This is a genomic window from Nocardia sienata NBRC 100364 (assembly GCF_001613205.1).
GTDB classification, from domain to species: Bacteria; Actinomycetota; Actinomycetes; order Mycobacteriales; family Mycobacteriaceae; genus Nocardia; species Nocardia sienata.
Genome location: NZ_BDBX01000006.1, coordinates 14,549 through 39,180, shown reverse-complemented (window position 1 = coordinate 39,180; position 24,632 = coordinate 14,549). Strand labels below are relative to the sequence as shown.

Below are 24,632 nucleotides of genomic sequence, written 5' to 3'. Positions count from 1 at the left end.
CAGTGTCACTCCCCCGAGCCGATGATGCGGTGGGTTCCTCGTCATCGACCGGCGGCCACGAGTCGATCGGATGGGCACGCCGGTGCTCTGCTTCCGGCACACTGGATCCGGTGTGGGCCGGGACGCTACTCGGAAAGGAAGCATCGTGCGCAATGCTGTTCGCGGCGGAATTCTCGCCGCTTTTCTCCTGGCGGCTCCCGTCGCCACCGCTACCGGGTCTCCGGCCTTACCGCTCGAGCGTCCGGAGGTGACACAGCAGGAGCACACGGCCGCGGAGACCGGCCTCGTGTGCACCATGCAGTATCCGCCGACGCTGCCCTGCTACCTGGCTTCGCTGTCTGCCGCATGATGCGCCCGCTCGGGCGATGCCGACAGCGGCGTAGACGACGACGTGGTCGGGAGCCGCGCGGTCGTATGCAGCGACCCGCGGGGGCCGGTGCGGCCGGGAAAGTACGCGGATGGTGTCGAATCGGTATGCGCGGTGACAGGCGCCGTGATGACACGGTGACGGACGCGAATTACGCTTTTCTGCTATCAAGAACGGGCATCGGGATGATCGCCGGATACCAGATATACCCGGTCGCCGAACTCGCCGATGTCGCGCAGGCGTTCCAGGAGGGAGCGACCTTCCGGGAGTCGATCGGGTAGCGCCGCGCCGCCCGCTGCCCGGGTGTGCTGATCGAACGACAGGCGACGACCTCGAAACCAGGAGGAAGTATGACCACAGTGCGTGACATCATGCATCCGGCAGTGGTGAGCATCGGCGTGCGGGACACCATGGCCACCGCTGCCCAGCAGATGCGGCAGCGCGATGTGGGCGCTCTGCCGATCTGCGACGGCGAAGGGCGGCCGGTCGGTATCGTTACCGACCGGGACATCGTGGTGAACTGTGTGGCTCTCGGCCACAACCCGGCGACATCCACCGCCGGGGAGTTCGCCCAGGCCGACCAATTGCATACGGCGGCCGCCGATATCGATGTGGCCGACGCGCTGTCGATGATGCAGCGGTATCAGTTGCGGCGGCTCCCGGTGACCGAGAACGGCCGTCTGATCGGAATCGTCACCGAGGCCGATATCGCGCGGCACCTACCCGCGGCGACGACAGGTGAATTCGTCGAACAGGTCTGCGAGCAGCAATTGCCGATACCGGCGCAGCCGCCGGCGAGCTGATCGGCTCACCGGCGCGCCGGCCCGGACGGATTTCGCTCCGCCGGGGCGACGGCATACAGGCGGTACGTGCCGCGAAACCCTTTGAGTTCGGCTTCGCGCTCGGCGGCGACAGTGATATCCCCGGCAGCGGCCACGGCGTCGCGTACTTCCTCGCTGACCAGGACCTCGCCGCCGTGTGCCTGGCCGGCCACCCGGGCGGCCATGGCCACGTTCCGTCCGAAGAGGTCGTCGCCCCGGCGCACCGATCTGCCCAGGTGGATACCGATACGTACGCGCACCCCGCCCACGCGCCCGGCGATGGCGCCGATCGCCGCCTGGACTTCGAGGCCGCACCGCACCGCCTGCCCGGCGTCGCCGAAGACGATCATGAAACCGTCTCCCTGGCTCTTTACGATATGGCCGCCACGCGCGGCGACCGATCTGCGGATGAGCCGATCGTGACGGCCGAGCAGCGCCACCCAGGCCCGGTCACCCAGCCGCTCGTTGAGCGCGGTCGACCCCTCGATATCGGAGAAGGCGATCACGACATCGCCCTCGGCGGTCAGCCGCGCCAGATCGGGTCGTTCGACCTGTGCCCAGCCGGCGAGGTCCTCGATCGAGCTGAGTACTGCCGCGCGAAAGCCTTTCGCGCGGACGAGGCTCGCGGTTTGCCATACGGTCTTCACCGCTTCCCGCCCACCGTTCATCAGCAGCTGTCGAGTGTCCGGCTTGCGCTGCATGGCCGCCACTTTGTGGCGGCTGCGTACCAGCAGCCGCCACAGCACGATCAGGCCGGCGGCCTCGGCGACGACGGCCGCGGCGAGTACGTATTCGATCACGGGCGGGGTCCGTCGGACGAGAAGTCCGCGCCGGCGGCCTCGCTCAGCTGCTGGGAGACCTCGGGCAGATCCGCGTGGATACGGCGGTCCATGGCGCGTGCCAGCAGTTCGTCGGCGACCAGGCGCACCGGCGGGCGGAGCTGGGCGAGGGCGGCGGCGAGTTGGTCGACCCGCTCGGGGGAGGGATCCTGCAGCACCCGGCCGAGCAGGTGGGTCCGGAACTCCCGGACGAATGCGAAGGCCATCCGGTCGAAGGCCGCCTCCAGTTCCCAGCTCAACGCCAGTATCGAGCGGAGCGGGATGCCGGTGGCGACGAACGCGGTGGCGGCCTCGAGCAATCGTCCGCTGGAGTAGACGAAGCGGTCCTCCTCCACCCGCAGGTAGCCGAGCGCGATGGCTTCGGAAATGGCCTCCGGCGTGGCCTGGTCGCCGAAGCGGATCAGCATCTGCTCGAGGTCGATGGTGACCTCCCCATCGCCCCACGCCTGCGCGGCCGCCGATTCGAATCCAAGGAGTTCGGAGACGCCGCCGCCGCGCTCGGCGCTGCTGAGCAGGTCGGCGATGCCCTCGAGGCTGTGGCCGCGCGCGAGCAGATCGGCGATGAGCCGTAACCGCTCGAGATGGGCGTGGTTGTAGTAGGCGTGGCGGCCCTGCCGCCGCGGCGCGTCGAGCAGGCCCCGCTCCTGGTAGTAGCGGATCGTCCGCACCCCGACACCGGCCGCTTCGCCCAGTTCCGCGACCCGGTATTCCTGTGTGGGCTGAGTCGTCATCGTCCTCCTGCGCACCGGTCCGCCGACCGAATCACGGTTAACTCAACCACACCGTCTCAGTAGATGCTGACTCGAATCGATAGTTCGTCCGGAACTGTCGCTGTCCACCGGGGGTAACACTGCTGCGTCGTGGTGCGGCTCACCACAGATTACAGTTTTTACTGACATGGATGAGGCTCGGATGCCGCTGTCGGCTCCGGGTACGCGTCGGCAAAAAGGTCACGGGCCCGGCGAATGAGATCGGCGACGACGGCCCCGGTCCGGCGCACGCGCAGCGCCGGCCCGCCCGCTCGTACCGGTTGGCCGATCCGGTCGTGGAATACCAGGTCACCCGGCCCGAACCCGCGCGCAATCGTCTGGCGACGGCCTGCATCCGGCATCGCTGGGCATCGCGGCCGGCGCGAACTCTCAGTGGTCCCCGGCGAGTACCGGCACCAGGCGGGCGAGACCGTCGGCCCCATGGCCCGCCGCCAGCGCGCGCCGGAAGACTTCGCCCGTCGCGTCGAGCGCGCCGGTATCGATTCCATGGCGCGCGATCACCTCGCGGAGGGTGGTGAACGCGGTGTAGGCCGAGGAAATGGAGGTGTCTTCGGCGGGATAGTGTCCGGCTTCGACCTGTGCGGCGGTCCGCGCCATCATCTCGGGCAGCAGGGAGACCACGGCCGGTGCGAACGGGACGAGTTCGCTGCCTTTGATCCCTTCGGCCTCGGCGAGTGAGATGCCCAGGGACACACCGAAGAAGGAGAGCCAGAACACCGACACCAGCGAAGCATCGAACGCGGCGGCGCGCCCGTGGTCGGCGCCCAGGTAGGTGCCTTGCTCGGCGAGCGTCCTCAATGCCGGTTCCGCTGTGCGGTAACCGCCTTCGGAACCCGAGTAGAGCAGCAGCGCGTCCGGTGTGCCGATGCCCTGCGGCACCGCCATGACTGCGCCGTCCACATACTCGGCATCGTGGTGGCCTGCCCACTCGGCGCGCCTCCTCGACTGCTCGGGAGTGGAGGAGGTGAGGTTCACCAACACCCGTCCGCGTAGCCGCGGACCAGCGTCGCGCAATGCCGCGCCCACCGCGTCGTCGTCGGCCAGCGAGACGACGACCAGGGGAGCGGCCGCGATCGCCGCGGCCGCCGACGGCGCCCGCGTGGCGCCGAGTTCGACCAGGGCATCGCCCTTCGCCCCGGTGCGGTTCCACACAACCGTCGGGTGTCCCGCTGCAAGGAAGGTCTGTGCGATCGCTGAACCCATCGGTCCCAGACCCAGAACCGCGACGGGTGTGCGTGCTTCGGGGGGCATGCCGCCTCCTAATTGTTTGATGGTTGGCCAACAATAATTGTTGTATGATCTTCAAACTGTCAAGAGTTGGAGGGAGACGCGTTCGTGCCCGCCGAGCTGTCACACCCGGATACCGCCGACCTCGAGCTGGCGGCCGTCATGCACGCGCTGTCCGACCCGATACGGCTACAACTGGTGGCCTGCCTGGCCGCCGACGAGGGCGAGAACTGCGGCGAACTCGGCCGGCACATCGAATTGCACAAGTCCACGCTTTCGCATCACTACCGGGTGCTCCGCGAGGCGGGCATCACCCGGACGACGGTCGCCGGACGCACCCGGGTGATGCGCCTGCGCTACGCGGATCTACAGGCCCGGTTCCCGGGACTGCTCGACGCGGTGTTCCGCGCCCTGGTCGATATCGTCGAGGACGACGAGAAGTGGACCGGTTCACCCGAGGACCGTGCGAAACTGCTCGCGGCGCTGAAACGGCCCCAGGGGCGGAATCCGGCAGACTGCAGGCCATGAAGTACAGCGCCGGAGTTCTGTTGTTCTGTCGTGAGCCGGAGGTACGAGTGCTGCTCGGGCATATGGGCGGGCCGCTGTGGGCGCGCAAGGATGCGGGAGCGTGGTCGATCCCCAAGGGGGAGTACGAGCCGGAGACCGAGGATGCCCGCGCCGCCGCCGGTCGCGAATTCTACGAGGAGTTGGGAGTTCCGGTGCCTGACGGGGATTGGATCGCGCTGGGCGAGGTGCGGTACGGCAGCGGGCGGGGCAAGAAGCAGCTCACTGTGTGGGCGGTGGAGGGCGAGCTCGATCCGGTTCGGGTGGTGCCCGGGACATTCGAGATGGAGTGGCCGCCGCGGTCGGGCGAGTACCGCACTTTCCCCGAGGTCGATCGCGTCGAATGGTTCGATCCGACCACCGCGCACGACAAGCTGAGTACCGGACAGCGGCCACTGCTGACCCGACTCGCGGACCGACTTCGCTGACAATCGTCGGCTCGGCCTACGGAGATCGGGGGACGACGAGGTCGGCCAGGGCCTCGGTCCCAGGCCAGTTCCTGGCACACATCATCCTGCGCATCGGCCATCGCGTGGGCCAGGACGCAGACATGCAGGGGGTCGCCGTGCTTACCGCCGATATCGTCCCAGATCTGCGTGAACATCTCGTGCGCGGCCGCACGCCGGCCCTGGTGATGATGCAGCGTCACCGCCTCGTCGATCCGGATGAGCGTCGGGTCGGTGATCATCGGCGGGTTCCTTCATCGAATCGGCTCCGGATGGTCATTCCGGATCGTAGCGAAGCGCGGTTTCCCGCGACCGGCAACAGAGTGAACCAGCTGACGCGAAGGCTCGCCGCGTGCAATCCGTGAAGTGCCGGGGTATCTCACCGGCACCGGGCACGAAGGCGGTATGCAAAACAGCGGTACGCGCCGGCACCTCTGCTGCCGTGAGGGGTAACAGCGCAGAAATAGTCGAAATCCACTGAGCCGGAACCCGGATGTACTACTCGCTGCGAGGACGCAGCGCTGCCAAGACACCGAGTACGGCGACGACCACCAGCCACACCGTTGCTCCAAAGCCTGTGGTGACGACCGTTCCCCACAGCATGATGAACGGCCCGTACTCCGCTACGCGGGCCCAGTAGCCGCAGGGGCCCACATCTTGCGGAATGGTCGCGCATTCGGGGTGGCCGATGGCCGCGAAAGCCAGGGTCGCGAGCATCGGGAGCACCACCGCCACACCGAGTACGATCGCCAGGCTGCCGATGGGGCGGGAGAGTACTGCCATGAGGTCAGACCCTAATGCGCGGCCGGGGAGTGCGGTGTTTCCCGAGAACGATCCGGCCGTGCGGGTTCTGTCCACAGGTGCGCGTCGTGCGCTGGGTGATCATCGCAGAAACTGTGAGCCCACCCGGCGGCGTTCCTCGTCCACTGCCCCGCTGTGCCGAAGGGATGCACGAAAGCCGTCCGAGCGTCCTGGGCGGTCGGATAGCGGCGGCACAGAACCCGGGTCCGGCGCGACGCGGTGACGCCGCGTACCGGCCGTCGGTGCCACATCGGAGTGCCCTCCGGCGGCCGGCCCGGCATGTCTAATGGGCGGCGGTCCGCCGGAGCTTGGCATTGACGAACTCGCCCATTCCCCAGCGTCCCAGCTCACGACCGTAACCGGAGCGGTTCACCCCGCCGAACGGCAGACCGGGCAGGGTCGTCCCGTGTTCGTTGATATAGGCCATCCCGACATCGAGCCGATCGGCGACCTCGGCGGCCCGCGCGGTATCTGTGCTCCACACCGACCCGCTCAGGCCGAATTCGACATCGTTGGCCAGACGTACCGCTTCGTCGGCCGAGGACACCCGGTAAACCATCGCGGCCGGGCCGAAGATCTCCTCCGAGTACGCGTCCATCTCCGGGGTGATACCGGTGAGCACGGCGGGTGCGAGAAAAGCCCCGTCGCCGTCCAACGGCGTGCCGCCGGTGTGCAGGGTCGCCCCCTGCCGCACGGCGGTACTGATCTGGTCGGCGACGGTATCGCGCGCGGTGACCGAGGACAACGGCCCCACCTCGGTCTCCGGGTCCGACGGATCGCCGACGACCGCGCGCTCGAACTCGGCCACCAGCCCCTGGACGAAATCGTCGTAGAGGTCGTCCAGGACGATGAAGCGTTTCGGCGAATTGCACGCCTGACCGGCATTGGACAGGCGCGCCCGGGCGGCGATGCGGACCGTCTCCGCCATATCCTCGGTATCGAGCAGAATGAACGGATCGGAACCGCCTAGTTCGAGAACCGACTTCTTCAGATTCTTCGCCGCCTCGGTCGCGACCGCGGCGCCCGCCCGTTCGCTACCGGTCAGCGACACCCCACGGATCGCCGGGTGCGCCAGCAGTTCGGCGATCTGACCGGAACTCGCGTACACGTTGATATACGCGTTCTCGGGAACCGACGCCTCGTGCAACACATCGGCCATGAGTTTCGACGAGGCCGCGCAGATCGAGGCGTGCTTCAGAATGATCGAATTGCCCAGCAACAGGTTCGGCGCGGCGAACCGAGCCACCTGGTAGTAGGGGTAGTTCCACGGCATCACGCCGACGAGCGGCCCGATCGGCAGCGTCTGGACCACCGATTCCTCGGACCCCTGGGGGTCGAGCCGCTCGGTGGTCAGCAGATCGGGGCCGTGCTCGGCATACCAGCGGTAGATATCGGCGGCGAGTTGTACTTCCTCGGCCGCCTCGTGCGCCGGTTTACCCATTTCCTTGGTAATGGCCGCGGCCAGCTCGGTCGCGCGTTGCTCGTACAGATCCGCGGTGCGCGCCAGCGCCCGGGCACGGTCGGCCACCGGGGTGCGGCGCCATTCCTCGAATCCCTCGGCCGCACGTTCGGCGACGACGGGAATCCGGTCGTCGGGCAGCCCGGGGAATTCTTGTTCGGTAGTACCTGTGGTCGGATTCGTCGTCACATAAGTACTCATGTCACGATGCTACGGATCCACGGCCCGAGCGACAGGCAGGTCGAATTCGTTATATCGATCGGATTCGGCGCTGGGCATCGTAGGGCCGCCGGCGTTCGATCCGAGCCGGTAGAGGCTAATCGAACGGCGACCCGTCGGCCGCGCAATGGGTGTCCTCGGGTGGGAGGACGCCGGTGAACAGATACTCCCTTTTGACCAGTTCGGTGCAGGTGCTGGGCACGTACATGCTGCTGTGGCCCACTCCCTCGGTGACCACGACCCGGGCCCGGGCCAGCTCCGCGGCGCCGTCGTAGGCGCCGGCCAGCGGTGTGGCCGGGTCGAACCTGTTGTTGAGCACCAGGATCGGCGCGGCGGTGTGGCGGTTCCACGGTCCGGTGTACCGGTCGGCGGCGCGACCGTGCCAGAACGCGCAGGTGATACTGCTGAATACGGCGACTCGTCCGAAGTACGGCACCCGCTGGTCCTCCGATACCGCGGCGCGACTGTAGACGCCGGGATCGGTCGGCACGGTGCTGTCGGTGCACTGGATCGCGTGATAGGCCTCGGTGCGATTGCCCATGGACGACGCACTGGCCGGCAGCAGGCCCGGAAGGGCGGTGCCCGCGTCGAACAACCGCTGCAGCAGTGCGGCCAGGTCGGGGAAGGTGGACGGCTGCGACAGGCCGGCGGCCGCATTGACGATCGTCGAATACGTCCACGCGCGGCCGTCCGACTCGATGGGGGCCAGCCGGGCCCGTTCGATGAGTGCGATCCATTTCAGTTTCGGGTCGCCGGCGGAGAACGCGCACCGCGGACCGGCCTCCGTGCACTGGCGCAGGAAAGCGTCGAAGGTGGCGGAGATGGCATCGGCCACGTTCTGCCGGGTGTCCAGCGGCACCTGGGCGCCCTGCCCGTCGTGACCGTTGACGTTGCCCTCGAAGTCCAGCGATCCGTCGAACACCATGGCCCGCACCCGGCCGGGGAACATATTCGCGTACACGGCGCCGACCTGGGTGCCGTAGGAGATGCCGTGATAGGTGAGCAGAGGGTCGCCGACCGCGCGGCGCAACAGTTCGAGATCGCGTGCGGTGTCGGCGGTCGACGCGTGGTCCAGGATCGGACCGGCCTGCTGCGCGCAGCGTTCGGCGAACCGGGCGGACCAGTCGTAGAACGGCGGCTCCTCGGCCGGGGTGGCCGGCATCGTCGGCATGGCGGCGAGGAAGGCCCTCTGTTCGTCCTCCGTCGGAAAGCAGTGCACCGGGGCGCTCCGCGACACCGCGCGGCTGTCCCAGGAGACCACGTCGAATCGGGCCCGCAATTCCTCGGAGAACAGCCACGGCCACCGGCCTCGTTCACGCAGCCGGTCGACCCCGGACGCCCCGGGACCGCCGAAGTGCACGAACAGGGTGCCGATGCGGTGGTCCGGATCGGTGGCGGGCAGTTTGACGACCGCCAAATCGATCCGGTCGTCCCGCGGCCGGTTGTAGTCGAGCGGTACCTGGGCTGTCGCGCACTGGAACCCGTCCTGGCAGTCCGACCAGTGCAGCGAGGGGGTGTCCGCCGATTCGGCGGGGCGGTCGAGATAGGGGTCGATACCGTCGTCGGCCACGGCCGGTGCCGGCGCACCGAGGACTCCGGCACCGACCGCTAGCGCCAGCACGGCGCGCCGGACCCGGTGCACTGTGTCGGCTCCGAAACGCAAATCCAATCCAGGGCCCTTCTCGGTACGGCGTCACGAACCGAACGATCCTGTCACACCGGCGAATTCCGCGCCGGGCGGTGTCCTGTGGCGGCCGGGTGTGTCGGTTCGCGAGCCGCGGACCGACAGGACGTCGCGGGCCCTCTAGCCCGCCGCGTCACCGTGATCGCCGGACCGGGCGGCGTCGTCGCGCCGTCCGGCGACCCCGTGGAGCAGCAGATCTTCCAGCGACGCGGCGAAACCGTCCAGATCGTCGATATCGCGGATACACATGGCGAACAGGGCCGCGCCCGCGATGGTGTCCAGCAGGGTGTTCGCATCCGCCATGGGTCCGGCGGCGGTGCGGCCCGCTGCCAGATAGTCCGATAGTTCCTGCCGGGTGGGCGTATCCAGCCGAGCCGAGAGTTTTTCGTACAGGTTCGGATCCGCGCGCATATCGGACATGAGTCCGGGCATGGCCGCGCGGGCTTCGGCCGAGCCGAACAACTGGATCGTCCCCCGGATGACCTTGCGCACCTCGGTGACCAGATCGGGGGCGACCTCCGCCGTGCCGACATCCGGGAAGACGGCCTTGGCGATCAGGTGCGCCTTGGACGGCCAGCGCCGGTAGATCGCCGGCCGGCTGACGCCCGCCCGGGTGGCGATCGCGTCGATGGAGGTCGCGGTGTAACCCCGCTCGATCAACAGATCGCGGGCGGCTTCGAGTACCGCCCGGTCCACGGCGGGGTCGCGGTGCGGGCCCAGACGATGGCGTGCGGTCACAGAATCGGTCCTTGTTCACGGGAGCGGGAGTCGTTACAGTCTGTCACAACAAAGTCGTTACACGGTGTAACCGCTGTGTACTGGGAGGAGCAGGCGTGTCCGCCGACCCCGCCACCGCCACTGCCGATCGGGCCTATCGGCCGGTACCCCTGCTACAGGACAGAGTCGTGGTGATCTCCGGCGTCGGTCCGGGCCTCGGCACCGCGCTCGCCGTCGAGGCCGCCGCCATGGGCGCCCACCTCGTCCTGGTGAGCCGAACCGAACGCAAGCTCGAGCGGCTGGCCGGGAAGATCCGGACGGACGGCACGACGGTGCTGACAGTCCCCGCCGATATCACCGACGAGGAACAGCGGGCCGGCCTGGCCGAACGGGTACAGGCAGAATTCGGCCGGGTCGACTGCCTGATCAACAATGCCTTCGCCATACCACCCATGGACCCGATCACCGGGATCGATCTCGCCGCGCTGCGCGCCGCCAACGAGACGAACGTCTTCGCGCCGCTGCGTCTGTCGGCGCTGTTCGCGGACGCACTGGAGGCCACCCGGGGCTCGATCATCATGCTCAACTCGTGCGTGTCCTACAGTTCGCAACCCGAGTACTCCGGGTACAAACTGTCGAAAGGCGCACTGGCACATCTCGCCTCCTCGCTCGCGACGGAACTGGGTCCGCGCGGTATCAGGGTCAACAGCGTCGCACCCTCGTACGTGTACGAGGACATCAACAAGGCGTACTTCGACTGGCTGGCCACTCAGGCCGGAGTGACCCACGACGATATCTACCGCGAGAAGGCCGCGCCCACGGACCTGTTGCGCCTCGCCGGGCCGGAAGAAGTCGCCCGGGCGGCGCTGTTCCTGGCCAGCGATCTGGCCAGCGCGGTCACCGGGCAGATGCTGACCGTGGACTGCGGCGAATTCCATCGTTGACCGGGTGAGGAGCAACCGTGACCGAGGACAAGAAGCGGATCGTGCTGTGGGGGACCGGCACCGTCGGATCGATGGTGCTGGCCGAGATCCTGCGCCACCCGCGATTCGAGCTGGCCGGGGTCGGCGTGAGCAACCCGGCGAAGGTCGGACTCGACGCCGGCGACCTGTGCGGCGCCCCGGAAACCGGGACGGTGGCGACGGATTCGATCGACGAATTGATCTCCCTGCGACCCGACGCGGTGGTGCACTACGGCCCCACCGCCCAGTTCGCCGACGAGAATATCCGGGTGATCGAAGCATTCCTGCGCGCCGGCATCGATGTGTGCTCCACCGCCATGACGCCCTGGGTGTGGCCGGCGATGGACAAGACCCCCCGCGCCTGGCGGGATCCGATCATCGAAGCCTGCCTGGCCGGCGGGGCCTCCTGTTTCACCACGGGTATCGATCCGGGGTTCGCCAACGACCTGTTCCCGATGACCCTGATGGGCCTGTGCGGTGAGGTGCGGTCGGTGCGGGCCTCGGAGTTGCTGGACTACACCGATTACGAGGGCGACTATGAATTCGAGATGGGCATCGGCAGACCACCGGAATTCACCGCCTTGCTGGAACATCCCGATCTGCTGATCATGGCGTGGGGCCCGACCGTGCCGATGATCGCCGACGCCGCGGGGATACAGTTGGACAACATCACCACGACGTGGGACAAGTGGGTCACCCCCGTGGACCGCCCGTCGGCGAAGGGCACCGTCCGGGCGGGCACGGTCGCGGCCATCCGGTTCACCGTCAACGGTATCCACCGCGGCCGCGAGGTGATCATCCTCGAACACGTCAACCGGATCGGTCACGATGCCGCGCCGGACTGGCCGTCGGGCACCCGCGACGACGTCTACCGCGTGGATATCGTCGGCAGCCCGTCGATTTCGCAGGAGACCTCGTTCCGTTTCACCGACGGTTCGGGCCGCACCCCGGCGATCGCGGGCTGCCTGGCCACCGGTATGCGCGCCCTCAACGCCGTCCCGGCCGTCAACGAACTGCCGCCCGGCTGGGTCACGCCTCTCGATCTGCCGCTGATCGCGGGGGTGGGCACGATTCGCTGAGCCGGACGGGTTCGCCGACCGGCCCCGGACACACGCGGCCGTCCGCCGCGCGGTCCGCACAGCGGCTGTACGAGATCATCGCCTCCCTCCGGACTACTCAGGTGAGTAGTCCGGCGACGGCCTCCGGGGCCTCACGCATTGCATCGTGGCCGGTCGGAGATCGTGCACCTGCCAGTAGGCCACGGGCCTGACGGCGACGGAGTACATCCAGGCGGCGTGCATCGCGAAGGCCCGCGCGTCCCTGGCGCTCACCAACGAGCGGTCGCTCGGATCTCGCGTAGCGTCGGCTACCTCGACGTGTCGAACTTTCGGCGGCTTTTTCAGCGCGCGACGGGAGCCACGCCGTCGGAGTACCGGAACCGGTTCGGCATCGCGGCACGCGTCAGCAGTCAGCAGTCAGCAGGATGACCAGTCGGGCGGATGCTCCTATGGATGTCAAGGAGCAGGTTTGGGGTTGTCGGTAGTGATGAGCTGGTAGAGCTCGCGGGCGGCGTAGCGTTTGAGGCAGCGGATGATTTCTTTTTTGGACATGCTCTCCTTGGTGCGCCGCTCGACGTAGGCGCGGGTGCGGGGGTCCCAGCGCAGGCGGCAGAGCACGACGCGGTAGAGCGCAGCGTTTGCGTGGCGGTCACCGCCGCGGTTGAGTCGGTGCCGGTTGGTCTTGCCGGAGGACGCGGGGATCGGGGCGACCCCGCAGAGCATCGCGAACGCGGCCTCCGAGCGGATTCGGTGGTGATTCTCTCCGGCGGTGACCAGCAACTGACCGGCGGTGTCGGTGCCGACGCCGTTGGCCGCGACCAGGTCAGGGCTGATGGCTGCCACCAGCGGAGCAAGCAGTTCGTCGAGTTCGGTGATCTCGGCCGACAGCTGCTGATGACGTCGCGCCAGGCAGCGCAACGCGATCATGGTGGCGGTGAGCGGGGAGGCGGCGTCGGTATGGTCGGGGTCGAATCCCGCGCAGGTGGCGATCAGCTTGCTCACCGGCAGCCCACGCAGCTGCCGGCGCAACTCCTCGGATGCGGTGACGATCAGGGTCTTGATACGGCGTTGGGCATCGGCGCGTTGGTCGACCGCCGACCGGCGAGCGATGCGCAGGTTGCGCAGTGCTTCGATGCGGCCGTCACGTTGTTTCGGTGTGCCGGTGCGGTTTTCGGACAGGGCTGTGCGTGCGGCCTGGATGGCGTCGATCGGATCGGACTTGCCTTGGAAGCGGCGGATCTTGCGGTCGGGGCGATCGACTTCGACCACCGGAATGTTGTGCTCGTGTAGCACGCGGGTCAATCCCGCACCGTAGGCGCCGGTACCTTCCACTCCGACCCGGATCAGGTGGCCGAATCCGCGCATCCAATCCAGCAGCGCGCCGTAGCCCGCAGCGTCGGCGGTGAAGACGGCTGTCCCCAATACCCGGCCGACGGTGTCGAGCACCGCCGCGGTGTGGGTGTCCCGGTGGGTATCGACGCCGCCGGCGACCTCGCTGGACATGGCATGTTCGTGTGTAATGGAGGGCATCGTCGTCCTGTTGCTCGTGACCGTGGGCAGGGCGGCACGCACCAGCCGGGCACGCGGACAAGACAGAGATGGGGCCTCTGGCCAGGCTCCTATGAAGTCACAACGCCGCACCTGGTGGAGTGCACGTGAGCGCCTCCTGCCCGGGCCGACAAATCCGGTTGAGGACCCTGAGTCAGTCAGTCGGTGGGTCAAACCCGGGCCGGAGGCGCTCACCTACATCCTCTCTGTCAGTCCGCGAGGATCCGCTCCACTCCCTCCCGATAGGTGGTGACCTGGAAGTCGGGAAAGCGGGCCGCGAACTTCGAGCTCTCGAAGATGTTGTCGTCGCGGTAGCGGTCGAGCAGCTCGTACATCTCGTCGAGCGGCTCGACGAAGCGGCGCCCGAGGCGGAAAGCGAGCATCGGCAGCACCGTATAGCCGATCTTGCGGCCGGTGACCTCGCCGGCGATCTCGATGAGCTGGGCGTAGGACTGCCGATTCGGGTCGACCGGTAGGTGCCACGTCTGGCCGTAGGCATCCGCGGTGTTGCCGAGCAGGGCCAGCGCCCGGCTCGCGTCGGGGGTCCAGATCAGGGAGCGCTCGGCCTGGGCGTTGACCGGGACGAACGGCCGCTTGCCCGCCCTGATCCGTTCGAACACCAATGAATTCGTGTAGCTCTTGGTCGAGCCGGGCCCGTAGAACTCGGGGGCGCGGCCGATGAGGCCCTGTACCCGGCCGGCCCGCATGGCCTCGAGCAGCATGGTGGCGAGCTCGCCACGGACACGTCCCTTGCGACCGGCCGGTGCGAATGCTGTCAACTCGGTCTGGGGCGCCGACGTGCCGGGATACATGTAGGTGTTGTCGAAGAAGACAAGCTTCGTCCCGTGTTGGGCGCAGGCGTCGATGACGTTGCGCATGATGACGGGGAACTGACGCTCCCACAGCTCAGAGTCCAGGGGCAGGCCGACGGTGAGGTAGGCGATCTGGCTGCCCGCGACAGCACGGCTGGTGGCCTCGGCATTGGTGAGGTCTGCGGCCACGAGCTCATCGGTGTCGTCGACCTGCGACGGCTTGCGGCTGACGAGGCGAATGTCGGCGGTGTGGTTGCGGTGGAGCTCGTTCACGAGCTCATCGGCGATCGGTCCGCCGGCGCCGAGGACGGTCTGCATTCGGTCTCCTCGAGGTGATGGGGCGGTGTCGACGTCAGCTCGGTTGCGAGCAGCATCGTGCCACCGAATGACGATGCGGTCGACCACCGTGGCCGGGGTGCGGACCCAGTCGATGTGGTCGTTGGTCGAACCTGGGGGTACTTGGTTGCTGGTGTAGTGCCAGCGTGTCACCGAAGATTCCGGCGTCGCCCTTTCAGGGCAGCAGGTTCTCGAGCACGACGTCGAAGGGGCGCGGGTTCGTGCGTGGGGACATCGGGTCTCGGGTTCCTCCGGACGTGCGCTATGTTTACGGTGCTAACAAAGCGTAGAAGGGCGAAGTGAGCAATGTCAACATCGGAGAAGGGTGGCTACCATCACGGCGACCTGCGGGCGGCACTGCTGTCGACCGCGATGGAGATGCTCGAGGCCGGCGAGCCCTTCTCGCTCCGCGCCATTGCGCGCAGGGCCGGCGTGTCGCCGACGGCGCCGTACCGCCACTTCAAGGACCGCGACGCACTGGAGTCGGCACTGGCCGTCGAGGGCTTCCGGGACCTGCTGGCGGATCTGGGCGAGGGGCGCAACCCCCCCGCCTCGCTCCCGGACCTGGCCGAGTTCGCGGTCGCCTACGTCGCCTTCGCGCTGCGGCGCCCGGCTCTCTTCCGCCTGATGTTCGGCAAGCCGTGCGACGATGCGGATGACGAGCGGGTCGAGGCCGCTGACGTCCTGCACGAGCTGCTGGCCGACGCGCTCGACCAGGTCTTGCCTGAGGTGGACGCCTCCGCCCTGGCGTCGGCCGGCTGGGGGCTCGCTCATGGGCTGGCCTGCCTGTACCTCGACGGCAAGCTGCAGGCGGCGTCGGGCGAGGAAGTCGCCGAGCGGGTGCGCAGTGCTTTCCTCGCGATGGCGTCGGCCGGCTCCTGACGCGTGTCGTGAAACCGATCCGGACGATCCAGCTCGACGTCACCACCGAAGGCCAGCTGGCACTGCATATGCCAGTGCCGACCTCCGTCCGGGACCGGAGCTGAGGATGCCCATATCGCCCCAGCATGAAGGAAGATCAGCCATGACCAAGCGTGTCCTCCACGTAGTCACCAACGTCGGCCACTACGACGACCCGTCCCACGCAACTGGGCTGTGGCTCTCCGAGCTCACGCACGCCTGGCACGTGTTCGACGAGGCGGGCTTCGAGCAGACCCTGGTCAGCCCGGCAGGCGGCCCCTCGCCGCTCGAGCCGCGGGCGCTGAAGTTCCCGAACAACGACAAGACCGCCAAGGCCTGGCGCGCCGACCCCGCGAAGATGGAGCTCCTCGCGACCACGAAGAGCCCCGAGGAGATCGACTCCGCCGACTTCGACGCCATCTACTTCACCGGCGGCCACGCCGTGATGTACGACTTCCCCGACTCCGAAGGCCTGCAGCGCATCACCCGCGAGCTCTACGAGCGCGGTGGCGTCGTGTCCTCGGTCTGCCACGGCTACTGCGGGCTGCTCAACACCCGGCTCTCCGACGGCTCCTACCTCATCGCGGGCAAGCACATGACCGGCTTCGCCTGGCAGGAGGAGGTGCTCGCCCGCGTCGACAAGCTGGTGCCCTACAACGCCGAGGAGCGCGCGAAGGAGCGCGGCGCGCTCTACGAGAAGGCGAAGCTGCCGTTCGTCTCCTACGCCGTCGTCGACGGCAACCTCGTCACCGGCCAGAACCCGGGCTCGGCCAAGGCCACGGCGCGAAAGGTCGTCGAGGCCCTCGCGGGCAACACGTCGCAGGCTCGCCCCTGAGACGCGTTCGTTCCCTGGCGCACTGCCGTCAAGACGGGCAACTCGTCATCGAGGGGGACATATGGCCGACGGTCGCGCACCGGCCGGCGCCCAGGCCTTCGCCGAGGCTGTGGAAGCGGTGCTCCTCGGTGGCGTCCGCACGCTGAGCGCCAACGACCTGGCCCAGCAGGCCGGAGTGGCTGCGGCCGCCGCGGAGCCGTGTTCTCAGAGGTTCCAGTGGTAACGGCTGGTGGGCACCAGATCCAGCCCGGTGTCCGCGCCGAAGCGGGCGACGCTGTCCATCAGTTCGGTGATCCGGCGGTCGAGTTCGGTCCTGTCACCACCACTGCCGTAGAACGCGTGCGGGTCGGTCATCGCCGCCATAGGGAAATGTTCCTCGACGACGGCCGCGATCTCCGGTGCCGACGGGGTGAACGATTCCTCGACGACGTTCTGGATGTAGGCCACGGTGTTCTGGGTGCGGATTGCGATCGGGGTGTGGTGGACCAGCCAGTACCGCAGGTATTCCGCCCGGGGCATCGACTCGGGCCGACGGAGCAGTGCGATGTTGGCGAGTGCGTCGCTGCGCGTGCCGTCGGGTACCGGCAGCGGGTCCAGGCGTATGTGCTCGCGCACCCGGTAGGCGTGCGGTGCGGGTTCCTCCGCCGCCTCGGCCACCGCGTCGATGGCGGCGGCGGGGTCGCCGTCGGTCCACACCGAGACCAGCGCGGTGATCGGCGCGGCGGGGCCGAAGCGCATCATCGCGGGTGCCACGTCGGCGTCGTCGAGGTTCAGCGCGACGGCGGTCGCCCCCGCGGTGGCCAGGGCGTTCCGAAGTTCCGGCGCGGCGAGCCGGGCATCGAGGGCGGTGCCGTGCAGCGCGATGATCAGTTTTGCCATCGCGAAAAACTAGCACGTGTTCTACTTCACCCGACCGATCAGCAGAAAGGCCGATTATGCGGTTCACCTACGCCGAGACGATGACCGACCCGTCCTACTACATCCCCTTGGCGCAGGCCGCCGAGGCGGCCGGGTACACCTCGATGGTGCTGGCCGACAGCATTGCCTATCCACGCGACTCCGATGCCACCTATCCCTACACCCCGGACGGCAGCCGGGAGTTCCTGGAGGACAAGCCCTTCGTCGAGACCTTCGTACTCGCCGCCGCGCTGGCCGCGGCCACCACCACCCTGCGGTTCACACCGTTCGTCCTCAAGCTGCCGATCCGCCCCCCGGTGCTGGTGGCCAAGCAGGCGGCGTCGGTGGCGGCGCTGAGCGGCAACCGGCTCGGACTGGGTGTCGGGATCAGCCCGTGGCCCGACGATTTCGAGATCTTCGACGTGCCGTTCGACAAGCGGGGCAAGCGGATGGACGAATGTCTCGAGATCGTCCGCGGTCTCACCGCCGGCGGGTATTTCGAATTCCACGGCGAGTTCTACGATCTGCCGCCGATCAAGATCGCGCCGGTACCCACCGAACCGATTCCGCTGCTCATCGGCGGGCACAGCCGTCCCGCGCTGCGCCGGGCCGCCCGGCACGGTGACGGCTGGATGCACGCCGGCGGCGATCCGGCGGAACTGGACCGGCTGCTCACCGAACTCGACGCGTTGCGCGCGGAATACGGCACGCGCGACGATTTCGAGGTGCACGTCATCTCGCTGGACGGTTTCACCGTGGACGGCGTGAAACGTCTGGAGGACAAGGGGGTCACCGATGTGATCGTCGGATTCCGTAATCCCTACACCCGCGAGCAGGACGCGGAGAGCCTGGACACCAAGATCGCCAACCTGTCCCGGTTCGCCGAGCAGGTCATCGTCCGCACCACCTGAGCGCGTACGCGCCCGGGTCGCGCCGGGCGATTCGATCGCCGACTGCGACCCGGCCGGTGCCGTGCCGTCGGCGGGCCGTCGCTCCGCCGTTCCGCCGCTTGACCGTTCGGCGGCGTCGGCTGTCGCCGGACACCCGCTCGCGCCCTCGGCCGGCGCACCCTTCGATCCCTCCGCGGACTCGCCCCACGGCGCACAGCTGTTCAGCAGATGCGGGGGCGAGCCGTCCGTGCCCGGTTCACGACGCGAGCCCGGAATCCCGGATGGCCTCGGCCAGCGGCTCCAGCACCGCCGGATCGTGCGGTGGCGGCAGGTAGACGATCGCGAGATCGAGGCCCTCGGCACCCAGCGCGGCCGCCCACTCGATCAGCTCTCCGTAACCGAGGCCGGGATCGAGCCGTCGCTGCGCCGAGAGCAGGATCTCCTTCGGATCGCGGCCGATATCGGCGCAGTGCGCCGCCAGGACATCGCGTTTGCGCGCGAATTCCTCGGTGGTGCCGTTGACGAAGTTCCAGTGCTGGGCGTAGCGGGCGGTGATCCGGAGCGTGCGCTTCTCGCCATTGCCGCCGATACAGATCGGTGGATGCGGGCGCTGCGGGCCTTTGGGCTCGTTGCGGGCGCCGGTCAGCCGATAGAACCTGCCATCGAAATCGGTCGTCTCCCGGCTCAGCAGTCCGATCAGTACCTGGCAGGCCTCCTCGAACCGGTCCATGCGCTGGGTGATGGTGCCCAGCGGGATGCCGTAGGCGCCGGACTCCTCCTCGTTCCAGCCGGCGCCGATCCCGAGTTCGAGACGACCGCCGGAGATGATGTCGAGCGAGGCGGCCATATTGGCCAGCACCGCGGGATGCCGGTAGTGCACACCGGTCACCATGGTGCCGAGCCGCAGGCGTTCGGTGGCCTGAGCCAGTGCGGTCAGCGTGGTCCAGCCCTCCAGGCACGGCCCGGTGGAATCGGAGAAGATCGGATAGAAGTGGTCGAAGGTCCATCCGGATTCGTAGATCTCGATATCGTCGGCGGCCCGCCAAACGGCCAGCATATCGGCCCAGGTGGTGTCCTGCGGTGAGGTCTTGAACGCGAATCGCATGACCACAGGCTAGAAGTTGGAGTGGACTCCAGGTCAAGCCGAATCGCGGTGCTCCACCCGGTGAATCGGGGACAGGGGGCGGGGCTGCGGGCGCCGCCGCCCACTGGGTTCGACAGGTGCCCGGACCGCGGTCGCCTCGTCGAAGGCGACCGCGGCAGCACCGGAACACCGTGGTGAGCAGGCCGATGCGGCAATGGATGCCGGATCAGTGCGCGGTCAGGACCCGTTCGTCGGTGGGCTCACCGGAGGCGCCGTCGAGCCGTTCGGTGAGCTTCTCGCCCTCGATATCGAAGGCGGGCACGAGCGGCGCCAGCCACTTCGGCATCCACCAGATCCGCTCGCCCACGATCGACATGAACGCGGGGACGATGAGCATGCGGACCAGGAAGGCATCGGCGAGCACGCCGACCGCGAGCGCGAAACCGATGGTCTTGAGGATGACATCGTCGGTGAGCGCGAACCCGGCGAATACGCCGACCATGATGATCGCGGCGGCGACCACCACGCGGGCGCTGTGGGTGAACCCCTCGAGCACGGCGCGGCGGGCCGGGGCTCCGTGGACGTAGGCCTCGCGCATCCGGCTGACCAGGAAGACCTCGTAGTCCATGGCGAGACCGAACAGGATGCCGGTCAGCAGGATCGGCAGGATGAACAGCACCGGGCCGGTGCTGTCGAGGCCGATCAGCTGGTTCAGCCAGCCCCATTGGAAGACCGCGACAGTGGCGCCGAGCGAGACGCCGACCGAGAGCAGGAAGCCCAGCGCCGCCTTGATCGGCACCCAGATCGAGCGGAACACCGCGATCAGCAGGAAGATCGCCAGCCCCGCCACCACGGCGAGGTAGATCGGAAACACCTGGGTCAGTTTGTTGGCGATATCGACCCCGACCGCGGTCTGGCCGGTGACCAGTGCGCGGGCGCCGGTCTCGGCGGGCAGATCGGCGACGGCGGCCCGGATCTCGGCGACGAGATCCTTGGTGGCCTGATCCGAGGGACCGGAGCCGGGAATCACGGTGAGGGTGGCGAACCGGACCGTCGCGAGTTGCTGAGTGAAGGCCTGCTGGGCCTGCGGGGCGGCGCTGGTGACCGCCGGGACGACGGTGGCGATATCCGAGCCGGCCCGCGCGGCCAGTGCCTGCAGGTGGTCGGTGGCCGTCTGCACGGCCGCGACCGGGTCGGGGGCGTTCGCGGTGTCGACGACCACGACGAGCGGGCCGTTGGCGCCGGCGCCGAAGTTATCGGCGATCAAGTCGTAGGCCACCCGGGCGTCGCTGCCGGCGGGTTTGCTGGAGTCGTCGGGCAGCGCCAGCTGCATGGACGCCATCGGGAGGGCGGCCACGGCGGCGAGGGCGATACCGCCGGCCAGCGCGGGCCATTTACGCCGGGAGATCCCCTCCACCCAGCGGCGGCCGTGGGTGCGGAACTCCGCACCGCCGGCTTCCTTCGCCAGGTAGCGCGGGCGTCCGCGCATGACCTTGTCACCGGCGAAGCCCAGGATGGCCGGGAGCAGAGTGAGCGAGATGAGCACGGCGATCGCGACGGTGAACGCGCCGCCCAGGCCCATCTGGGTGAGGAACCCGATATTGCACACGGCCAGGCCGGCCAGGGCGATGACGACGGTCAGCCCGGCGAAGACCACCGCGGAGCCCGCGGTACCGACCGCCCGACCGGCGGCCTCCTCCGGTGAGCGGCCCGCGCGGACCTCGCTCTGGTACCGGGACATGATGAACAGCGCGTAGTCGATGCCGACCGCCAGTCCCAGCATGGTGCCCAGGGCCGGGGTCACCGAGCTGAGCTCGACGAATCCGGTGAGCGTGGTGATGGCGAGCATCCCGATCCCCACCCCGACCAGCGCGGTCAGCAGCGGCATGCCCGCGGCCACCAGCGATCCGAAGGTGATCGCCAGCACCACCAGCGCGACCGCGACGCCGATCACCTCGGCCAGAGGCATTTCGAATTCGGTGAGCGCGTCACCACCGACGGCGACGCGCAGCCCCGCGTCCTGCGCGGCGTGCGCGGCGTTCTCCAGTGCGGTCCGGTCGGAATCGAGGAGTTCGTTGGATGTCTTGCTGTAGCCGACCGCGGCGTAGCCGACCCGGCCGTCCTCGGAGATGGTGCCCCCGGTGACCGGATCGGTCACCGATTGCACATTCTCGGTGGTCAGCCCACGCAGCGCCGTGGTGATCGCCGAGCTGTAACCGGGTTCGGTCAGCGTACGGCCCGGGGGCGCTTCGAACACCACGCGCGCGGTCGCGCCGTCGGGCTTCGCCTGCGGACTGCGTTCCTCGATCAGTTCGAATGCCTGCGTGGATTCGATACCGGGCAGCTCGAACTTCTCGCTCGTCTTCCCCGACAATGTCGCCGCCCCGACCGCCAGGACGGCCAGCAGCGCCACCCAGACGGCCGCCACCACCCTGCGGTGGACGAACGACCACCGGCCGAGCCGGAACAACTGCCACGCCATGCGTGCTCCTCCATATGATTATGTGGACCATGTGGTCCGGTTATGCTCCAGGGTAGGAGCAACCGGACCCGAGGGTCCACTTCAGGGAGGCAGATGTGGAGCAACTCACCTCGGCCCCCGTGATGAGACGTGGGTCTCAGTACGACCCGTTGCATCCGGCGGCCGCGCAGGCGGCACGATGACAACCATGCCGACTTCCGAGCGGGACGCGACGCACACCGACGACGCCGAGAGCTGGGCCGGGCGCCGGGCCGACGCCCGGCAAAATCACGAGCGCGTGCTGGCGGCGGCGATCGAAGTGTTCACCGAATACGGCATCGGGGCCACCATCCCGCAGGTGGCCGCGCGCGCCGGCGTGGGCAAGGCCACCGTCTACCGCAGTTACCCGACCAAGTCCGACCTGGTGCGCGCGCTGGCGCGGATGCACCTCGACTGGTTCCACCAGCTCGCCACCGACGCCGCCGAGGCGGCGCGCACCGACGCCTACCGCGCGCTCGAGGCGCTGCTGGAACAGGTCACCACCCGGCTGGCCGAGGACCGGCTGATGATCGAGGTGCTCAGCGGGGTCGAAGGGTTCGGCGACGACCGATTGGAACAGCATCTGGAGGAGATGCTGGCGCTCGGGCGCGCGCAGGGCAGCCTGCGCGCGGACGCCACCGGAATGGATATCCAGGTCCTCGTCTCCGGTGCGGCGCGCGCCCTGATCGATCTCGATATCCGGGATCCCGATATCTGGCGTCGTTATGCTCGGCTCGCACTGGCCGCCCTGCGCGCCGAGGCCCCTTCGGCCGAGTTCCTCCCGGGCGAACCCGAGCCGTGAACCCGCGGCTCGGCCACCGCGGTCGGTGTTACGGGCTGGGTCGCTGTCACGCCTGCGCGCGCCGCGACGCTCACCGGCTCGGCAGTCGTCGTGCCGGTATGCCGAGCTGGATCACCTTCGGCGCCAGGGGTTACCGCGCCGGTGATCACGGCGACCGGTGACGCGGGCATCCGAGGACTCGGGCCGGGCACTCATCGGTCGCGTGCCTCGATCAGACCCTGGATATCGATCCGGGTCATGGCGTGTACCGCGGTGAGGATACGGTCGGCCGCGGCCGGCTCGGCGTCCGCCAGCAGTTCCGCGAGTGCGGTCGGGACGACCTGCCAGGCGACCCCGAAGCGATCGGTCAGCGAACCACCCGGACCCTCCTCACCGCCCGCGGTGAGCGCCGCCCACGCGGTATCGACTTCCTCCTGGCTGCCGCATTCGAGGTACAGCGAGAGCCCACCGCCGAAGGTGAACTGTGGTCCGCCGTTGTGGGCTATACAGCGTTGTCCGCCGAGCTCGAAGGTGACGGTGACGACGCGGCCGTCCGCGTCCCGTCGCCGGTCCAGGATCGCTGAATCGGCGACCACGTGGGTGTAGAGCTCGGCGGCCTCCTCCGCGTGTCCGTCGAACCACAGGAATGTGCTCGCTTGCATGTTCTCTCTCCTTCGTACCGGGTGTCTCAGTGATGGGCGGGGGTGCGGTAGTCGTCGAGTTCGACCGTGTGGGCCACCTTCTCCATGCCGCGGCCGACGAAGCGTCTCGGCAGATACCGGAGGGTGCGGATCGCCTGATTGCGCAGCCAGAGCTGAAGCCGCGAGTCCGGCATGAGGCCGCCGTCGCCGGCGTTGCGTGCGAATTCCTGGGCGCGGTCCACGAACCGGCGCATCTTCGCCTCGTAGGTGGGGTAGGCGATCGTGTGGTTGCCGTCGGCCGCGGCGAGCTCGCCCGCCAGGATGTAGGCGCCGACGAGGGCGAGGCTGGTGCCGATCCCGGACATCGGCGACGCGCAGTAGGCGGCGTCCCCGAGCAGTACCGTCCGCTGCCGGGACCAGGTGTCCACCTCGATCTGGACCACTCTGTCGAAGTAGAAGTCGGTGGCATCCCGGAGGGCGGCGAGCATGCGGGGGACCTCCCACGCGTCCCCCGCGAAGGCCCGGGCCACGATCCGCTTCTGCTCGTCGATATCGTCGCGGTGGTAGCGCAGTGGCGCCGAACGGAGGAAGAACCCGGCCAGGGCGGTGCCGGGCTCGGGCTTCGGGTAGAGGGCGGCGGTCCGGCCGGGCCGGCCGTTGCCCGCGGGCACCGTGTACATCAGCCGCCAGCCGTCGTGGTCGCGCTCGGTGGTGGCGTTGCACAGCGATATATAGGACCCGAGGTCGCGCAGGTAGCGTTCGGTCGGGCCGAACGCCAGCTGCCGAATATTCGAGTGCACTCCGTCCGCGCCGACCAGCAGATCGAAGCGCCGGGACGCGCCGTTCTCGAAGTCGGTGTGGACACCCGTACGGTCCTGTGCGACGGCGCCGATCGTCTCGCCGAAGATGTATTCGACGTCGGCGCGGGTGATGTCGTAGAGAATACGGGCGAGATCGGTCCGCAGGATCGACAGCTCGGCCACGGGACCGCCCGAATCGCCGAAAACCTCGGTGTCCATTGTCGCCACCCGCTTGCCCGTCGCGTCGACGAAGGCCATGCCCCGCGCTCCGGTGTTCGCCGCCCGGACCCGGTCGACGATGCCCATCCGCTCGGCCACCTCCCGGGCGGTACCGCGGATATCCACCGGGTGGCCGCCGCTGCGGGGCGCGGGCGCGCGTTCGACCACCGTCGGGTGGAAACCGTATCTGTGTAGCCAGAACGCCAGGGCCGGCCCGGCGATCCCTGCCCCGGATATGAGAATGCTCCGGTTCTCCCTCACTTCTTCTCCTCTCCCGTGGAGGTCACCGTTGCGCCCCGGCCGGGTGGCTCCGGAAGCAGGGGAGGGGACGGCGACCGTGCGAATGACTGCTGCTACGGCGTACAAATACGGCGTATCTGTATAGCGCAAGAATAGGTGTAACGCATTGATTGGCACCAGTTTTGGTGGGAAATAGTGGACTAGTGCGGTCGGCA

28 protein-coding genes are annotated in these 24,632 nt (G+C 68.4%); 14 read left to right on the top strand and 14 right to left on the bottom strand.

The features are described 5' to 3' along the window. Positions 1 to 145: 145 nt before the first annotated feature. The 3 genes from NS4_RS07190 (at position 146) to NS4_RS07185 (ending at position 1,170) form a co-directional block, all read left to right on the top strand. Positions 146 to 349, top strand: coding sequence for a hypothetical protein (locus NS4_RS07190; protein ID WP_157105929.1), 204 nt, complete (start codon positions 146 to 148; stop codon positions 347 to 349). Positions 350 to 504: 155 nt separating this feature from the next. Then, positions 505 to 648 (top strand): hypothetical protein, encoded by a 144-nt coding sequence (locus NS4_RS32050; protein WP_157105928.1) that lies wholly within the window; start codon positions 505 to 507, stop codon positions 646 to 648. A 69-nt stretch (positions 649 to 717) separates the two neighbouring features. Continuing rightward, positions 718 to 1,170, top strand: coding sequence for a CBS domain-containing protein (locus tag NS4_RS07185; protein WP_063058717.1), 453 nt, complete (start codon positions 718 to 720; stop codon positions 1,168 to 1,170). 5 nt (positions 1,171 to 1,175) lie between these two features. Here the strand turns inward: NS4_RS07185 and NS4_RS07180 are convergent, their stop codons facing one another. The 3 genes from NS4_RS07180 to NS4_RS07170 form a co-directional block, all read right to left on the bottom strand. After that, entirely contained in the window at positions 1,176 to 1,988 is an 813-nt protein-coding gene (locus tag NS4_RS07180) for an adenylate/guanylate cyclase domain-containing protein (RefSeq protein WP_063058716.1), read from the bottom strand. Then, positions 1,985 to 2,758 carry a MerR family transcriptional regulator gene (locus NS4_RS07175; RefSeq protein ID WP_063058715.1) on the bottom strand — a complete coding sequence of 258 codons (774 nt, stop codon included), beginning with the start codon at positions 2,756 to 2,758 and terminating at the stop codon, positions 1,985 to 1,987. Before NS4_RS07175 ends, NS4_RS07180 begins: the two co-directional genes overlap by 4 nt. 408 nt (positions 2,759 to 3,166) lie before the next feature. After that, complete coding sequence (locus tag NS4_RS07170; protein WP_084486972.1) at positions 3,167 to 4,048, bottom strand: NAD(P)-dependent oxidoreductase; 882 nt, start codon at positions 4,046 to 4,048, stop codon at positions 3,167 to 3,169. A gap of 84 nt (positions 4,049 to 4,132) precedes the next feature. Here NS4_RS07170 and NS4_RS07165 point away from each other — a divergent pair, with 84 nt between their 5' ends. The 3 genes from NS4_RS07165 (at position 4,133) to NS4_RS32045 (ending at position 5,399) form a co-directional block, all read left to right on the top strand. Further along, entirely contained in the window at positions 4,133 to 4,552 is a 420-nt protein-coding gene (locus tag NS4_RS07165) for an ArsR/SmtB family transcription factor (RefSeq protein ID WP_245665149.1), read from the top strand. Next, positions 4,549 to 5,016 (top strand): NUDIX hydrolase, encoded by a 468-nt coding sequence (locus NS4_RS07160; protein ID WP_063058713.1) that lies wholly within the window; start codon positions 4,549 to 4,551, stop codon positions 5,014 to 5,016. The genes NS4_RS07165 and NS4_RS07160 overlap by 4 nt, the downstream gene beginning before the upstream one ends. A 122-nt stretch (positions 5,017 to 5,138) precedes the next feature. Continuing rightward, entirely contained in the window at positions 5,139 to 5,399 is a 261-nt protein-coding gene (locus NS4_RS32045) for a hypothetical protein (protein WP_063058712.1), read from the top strand. Positions 5,400 to 5,532: 133 nt separating this feature from the next. On the opposite strand, the gene NS4_RS07150 is transcribed toward NS4_RS32045, so the two are convergent. From NS4_RS07150 to NS4_RS07135, 4 genes are all read right to left on the bottom strand, one after another. After that, positions 5,533 to 5,817 (bottom strand): hypothetical protein, encoded by a 285-nt coding sequence (locus NS4_RS07150; protein WP_063058711.1) that lies wholly within the window; start codon positions 5,815 to 5,817, stop codon positions 5,533 to 5,535. Between the two features lie 301 nt (positions 5,818 to 6,118). Continuing rightward, a complete protein-coding gene (locus tag NS4_RS07145) occupies positions 6,119 to 7,495 on the bottom strand; it encodes an NAD-dependent succinate-semialdehyde dehydrogenase (RefSeq protein ID WP_063058710.1) in 1,377 nt (458 codons plus the stop codon). Between the two features lie 115 nt (positions 7,496 to 7,610). Next, positions 7,611 to 9,176, bottom strand: coding sequence for an alpha/beta fold hydrolase (locus tag NS4_RS07140; protein WP_245665147.1), 1,566 nt, complete (start codon positions 9,174 to 9,176; stop codon positions 7,611 to 7,613). 141 nt (positions 9,177 to 9,317) lie between these two features. After that, on the bottom strand, positions 9,318 to 9,935 hold the full coding sequence (locus tag NS4_RS07135) for a TetR/AcrR family transcriptional regulator (RefSeq protein WP_063058708.1): 618 nt from the start codon (positions 9,933 to 9,935) through the stop codon (positions 9,318 to 9,320). A gap of 95 nt (positions 9,936 to 10,030) precedes the next feature. On the opposite strand from NS4_RS07135, the gene NS4_RS07130 reads away from it, so the two are divergent. From NS4_RS07130 to NS4_RS33830, 3 genes are all read left to right on the top strand, one after another. Next, complete coding sequence (locus NS4_RS07130) at positions 10,031 to 10,858, top strand: SDR family oxidoreductase (RefSeq protein ID WP_218020315.1); 828 nt, start codon at positions 10,031 to 10,033, stop codon at positions 10,856 to 10,858. A gap of 71 nt (positions 10,859 to 10,929) precedes the next feature. Next, entirely contained in the window at positions 10,930 to 11,955 is a 1,026-nt protein-coding gene (locus NS4_RS07125) for an NAD(P)H-dependent amine dehydrogenase family protein (RefSeq protein ID WP_063058727.1), read from the top strand. A gap of 162 nt (positions 11,956 to 12,117) precedes the next feature. Further along, positions 12,118 to 12,363: an AraC family transcriptional regulator gene (locus NS4_RS33830; RefSeq protein WP_369690201.1), complete on the top strand. Its 246-nt coding sequence runs from the start codon at positions 12,118 to 12,120 to the stop codon at positions 12,361 to 12,363. Positions 12,364 to 12,390: 27 nt separating this feature from the next. Here NS4_RS33830 and NS4_RS07120 read toward each other — a convergent pair whose 3' ends face one another. Together NS4_RS07120 and NS4_RS07115 are read right to left on the bottom strand one after the other, a co-directional pair. Continuing rightward, entirely contained in the window at positions 12,391 to 13,455 is a 1,065-nt protein-coding gene (locus NS4_RS07120; RefSeq protein WP_439955764.1) for an IS110 family RNA-guided transposase, read from the bottom strand. A gap of 236 nt (positions 13,456 to 13,691) precedes the next feature. Then, the gene (locus NS4_RS07115; protein WP_063058706.1) at positions 13,692 to 14,612 is read right to left on the bottom strand and encodes an NAD-dependent epimerase/dehydratase family protein; all 921 of its coding nucleotides are present in this window, start codon (positions 14,610 to 14,612) and stop codon (positions 13,692 to 13,694) included. A gap of 324 nt (positions 14,613 to 14,936) precedes the next feature. On the opposite strand from NS4_RS07115, the gene NS4_RS07110 reads away from it, so the two are divergent. The 3 genes from NS4_RS07110 to NS4_RS32035 all read left to right on the top strand — a co-directional run bounded on the left by NS4_RS07110 (position 14,937) and on the right by NS4_RS32035 (position 16,588). Further along, positions 14,937 to 15,512 carry a TetR/AcrR family transcriptional regulator gene (locus NS4_RS07110; protein WP_063058705.1) on the top strand — a complete coding sequence of 192 codons (576 nt, stop codon included), beginning with the start codon at positions 14,937 to 14,939 and terminating at the stop codon, positions 15,510 to 15,512. A gap of 142 nt (positions 15,513 to 15,654) precedes the next feature. After that, positions 15,655 to 16,365: a type 1 glutamine amidotransferase domain-containing protein gene (locus tag NS4_RS07105; protein WP_063058704.1), complete on the top strand. Its 711-nt coding sequence runs from the start codon at positions 15,655 to 15,657 to the stop codon at positions 16,363 to 16,365. A 61-nt stretch (positions 16,366 to 16,426) separates the two neighbouring features. Next, positions 16,427 to 16,588: a hypothetical protein gene (locus NS4_RS32035; protein WP_157105927.1), complete on the top strand. Its 162-nt coding sequence runs from the start codon at positions 16,427 to 16,429 to the stop codon at positions 16,586 to 16,588. On the opposite strand, the gene NS4_RS32030 is transcribed toward NS4_RS32035, so the two are convergent. Beyond that, positions 16,570 to 17,244 carry a hypothetical protein gene (locus NS4_RS32030; protein ID WP_063058703.1) on the bottom strand — a complete coding sequence of 225 codons (675 nt, stop codon included), beginning with the start codon at positions 17,242 to 17,244 and terminating at the stop codon, positions 16,570 to 16,572. The two genes, NS4_RS32035 and NS4_RS32030, sit on opposite strands and share 19 nt — an antisense overlap. Positions 17,245 to 17,300: 56 nt before the next feature. On the opposite strand from NS4_RS32030, the gene NS4_RS07095 reads away from it, so the two are divergent. Continuing rightward, positions 17,301 to 18,173 carry a TIGR03619 family F420-dependent LLM class oxidoreductase gene (locus tag NS4_RS07095; protein WP_063058702.1) on the top strand — a complete coding sequence of 291 codons (873 nt, stop codon included), beginning with the start codon at positions 17,301 to 17,303 and terminating at the stop codon, positions 18,171 to 18,173. A gap of 235 nt (positions 18,174 to 18,408) precedes the next feature. Here the strand turns inward: NS4_RS07095 and NS4_RS07090 are convergent, their stop codons facing one another. Beyond that, entirely contained in the window at positions 18,409 to 19,257 is an 849-nt protein-coding gene (locus NS4_RS07090) for an LLM class F420-dependent oxidoreductase (protein ID WP_063058726.1), read from the bottom strand. A gap of 205 nt (positions 19,258 to 19,462) precedes the next feature. Further along, entirely contained in the window at positions 19,463 to 21,718 is a 2,256-nt protein-coding gene (locus tag NS4_RS07085) for an MMPL family transporter (protein ID WP_063058701.1), read from the bottom strand. A gap of 187 nt (positions 21,719 to 21,905) precedes the next feature. On the opposite strand from NS4_RS07085, the gene NS4_RS07080 reads away from it, so the two are divergent. Then, on the top strand, positions 21,906 to 22,538 hold the full coding sequence (locus tag NS4_RS07080) for a TetR/AcrR family transcriptional regulator (protein WP_218020314.1): 633 nt from the start codon (positions 21,906 to 21,908) through the stop codon (positions 22,536 to 22,538). Between the two features lie 191 nt (positions 22,539 to 22,729). Here the strand turns inward: NS4_RS07080 and NS4_RS07075 are convergent, their stop codons facing one another. After that, a complete protein-coding gene (locus NS4_RS07075; protein ID WP_063058699.1) occupies positions 22,730 to 23,179 on the bottom strand; it encodes a VOC family protein in 450 nt (149 codons plus the stop codon). 26 nt (positions 23,180 to 23,205) lie between these two features. Beyond that, a complete protein-coding gene (locus tag NS4_RS07070; protein WP_063058698.1) occupies positions 23,206 to 24,438 on the bottom strand; it encodes an FAD-dependent monooxygenase in 1,233 nt (410 codons plus the stop codon). Positions 24,439 to 24,632: the final 194 nt, after the last annotated feature.

Bases quoted from the DNA above. Each gene is read 5' to 3' on its own strand.
- NS4_RS07185 (WP_063058717.1), top strand. From the start codon at position 718: ATGACCACAGTGCGTGACATCATGCATCCGGCAGTGGTGAGCATCGGC.
- NS4_RS07175 (WP_063058715.1), bottom strand. From the start codon at position 2,758: ATGACGACTCAGCCCACACAGGAATACCGGGTCGCGGAACTGGGCGAA.
- NS4_RS07170 (WP_084486972.1), bottom strand. From the start codon at position 4,048: ATGCCCCCCGAAGCACGCACACCCGTCGCGGTTCTGGGTCTGGGACCG.
- NS4_RS07160 (WP_063058713.1), top strand. From the start codon at position 4,549: ATGAAGTACAGCGCCGGAGTTCTGTTGTTCTGTCGTGAGCCGGAGGTA.
- NS4_RS32045 (WP_063058712.1), top strand. From the start codon at position 5,139: ATGCAGGGGGTCGCCGTGCTTACCGCCGATATCGTCCCAGATCTGCGT.
- NS4_RS07150 (WP_063058711.1), bottom strand. From the start codon at position 5,817: ATGGCAGTACTCTCCCGCCCCATCGGCAGCCTGGCGATCGTACTCGGT.
- NS4_RS07145 (WP_063058710.1), bottom strand. From the start codon at position 7,495: ATGAGTACTTATGTGACGACGAATCCGACCACAGGTACTACCGAACAA.
- NS4_RS07125 (WP_063058727.1), top strand. From the start codon at position 10,930: ATGGTGCTGGCCGAGATCCTGCGCCACCCGCGATTCGAGCTGGCCGGG.
- NS4_RS07115 (WP_063058706.1), bottom strand. From the start codon at position 14,612: ATGCAGACCGTCCTCGGCGCCGGCGGACCGATCGCCGATGAGCTCGTG.
- NS4_RS07110 (WP_063058705.1), top strand. From the start codon at position 14,937: ATGTCAACATCGGAGAAGGGTGGCTACCATCACGGCGACCTGCGGGCG.
- NS4_RS07105 (WP_063058704.1), top strand. From the start codon at position 15,655: ATGACCAAGCGTGTCCTCCACGTAGTCACCAACGTCGGCCACTACGAC.
- NS4_RS32035 (WP_157105927.1), top strand. From the start codon at position 16,427: ATGGCCGACGGTCGCGCACCGGCCGGCGCCCAGGCCTTCGCCGAGGCT.
- NS4_RS32030 (WP_063058703.1), bottom strand. From the start codon at position 17,244: ATGGCAAAACTGATCATCGCGCTGCACGGCACCGCCCTCGATGCCCGG.
- NS4_RS07095 (WP_063058702.1), top strand. From the start codon at position 17,301: ATGCGGTTCACCTACGCCGAGACGATGACCGACCCGTCCTACTACATC.
- NS4_RS07090 (WP_063058726.1), bottom strand. From the start codon at position 19,257: ATGCGATTCGCGTTCAAGACCTCACCGCAGGACACCACCTGGGCCGAT.
- NS4_RS07085 (WP_063058701.1), bottom strand. From the start codon at position 21,718: ATGGCGTGGCAGTTGTTCCGGCTCGGCCGGTGGTCGTTCGTCCACCGC.
- NS4_RS07080 (WP_218020314.1), top strand. From the start codon at position 21,906: ATGCCGACTTCCGAGCGGGACGCGACGCACACCGACGACGCCGAGAGC.
- NS4_RS07075 (WP_063058699.1), bottom strand. From the start codon at position 23,179: ATGCAAGCGAGCACATTCCTGTGGTTCGACGGACACGCGGAGGAGGCC.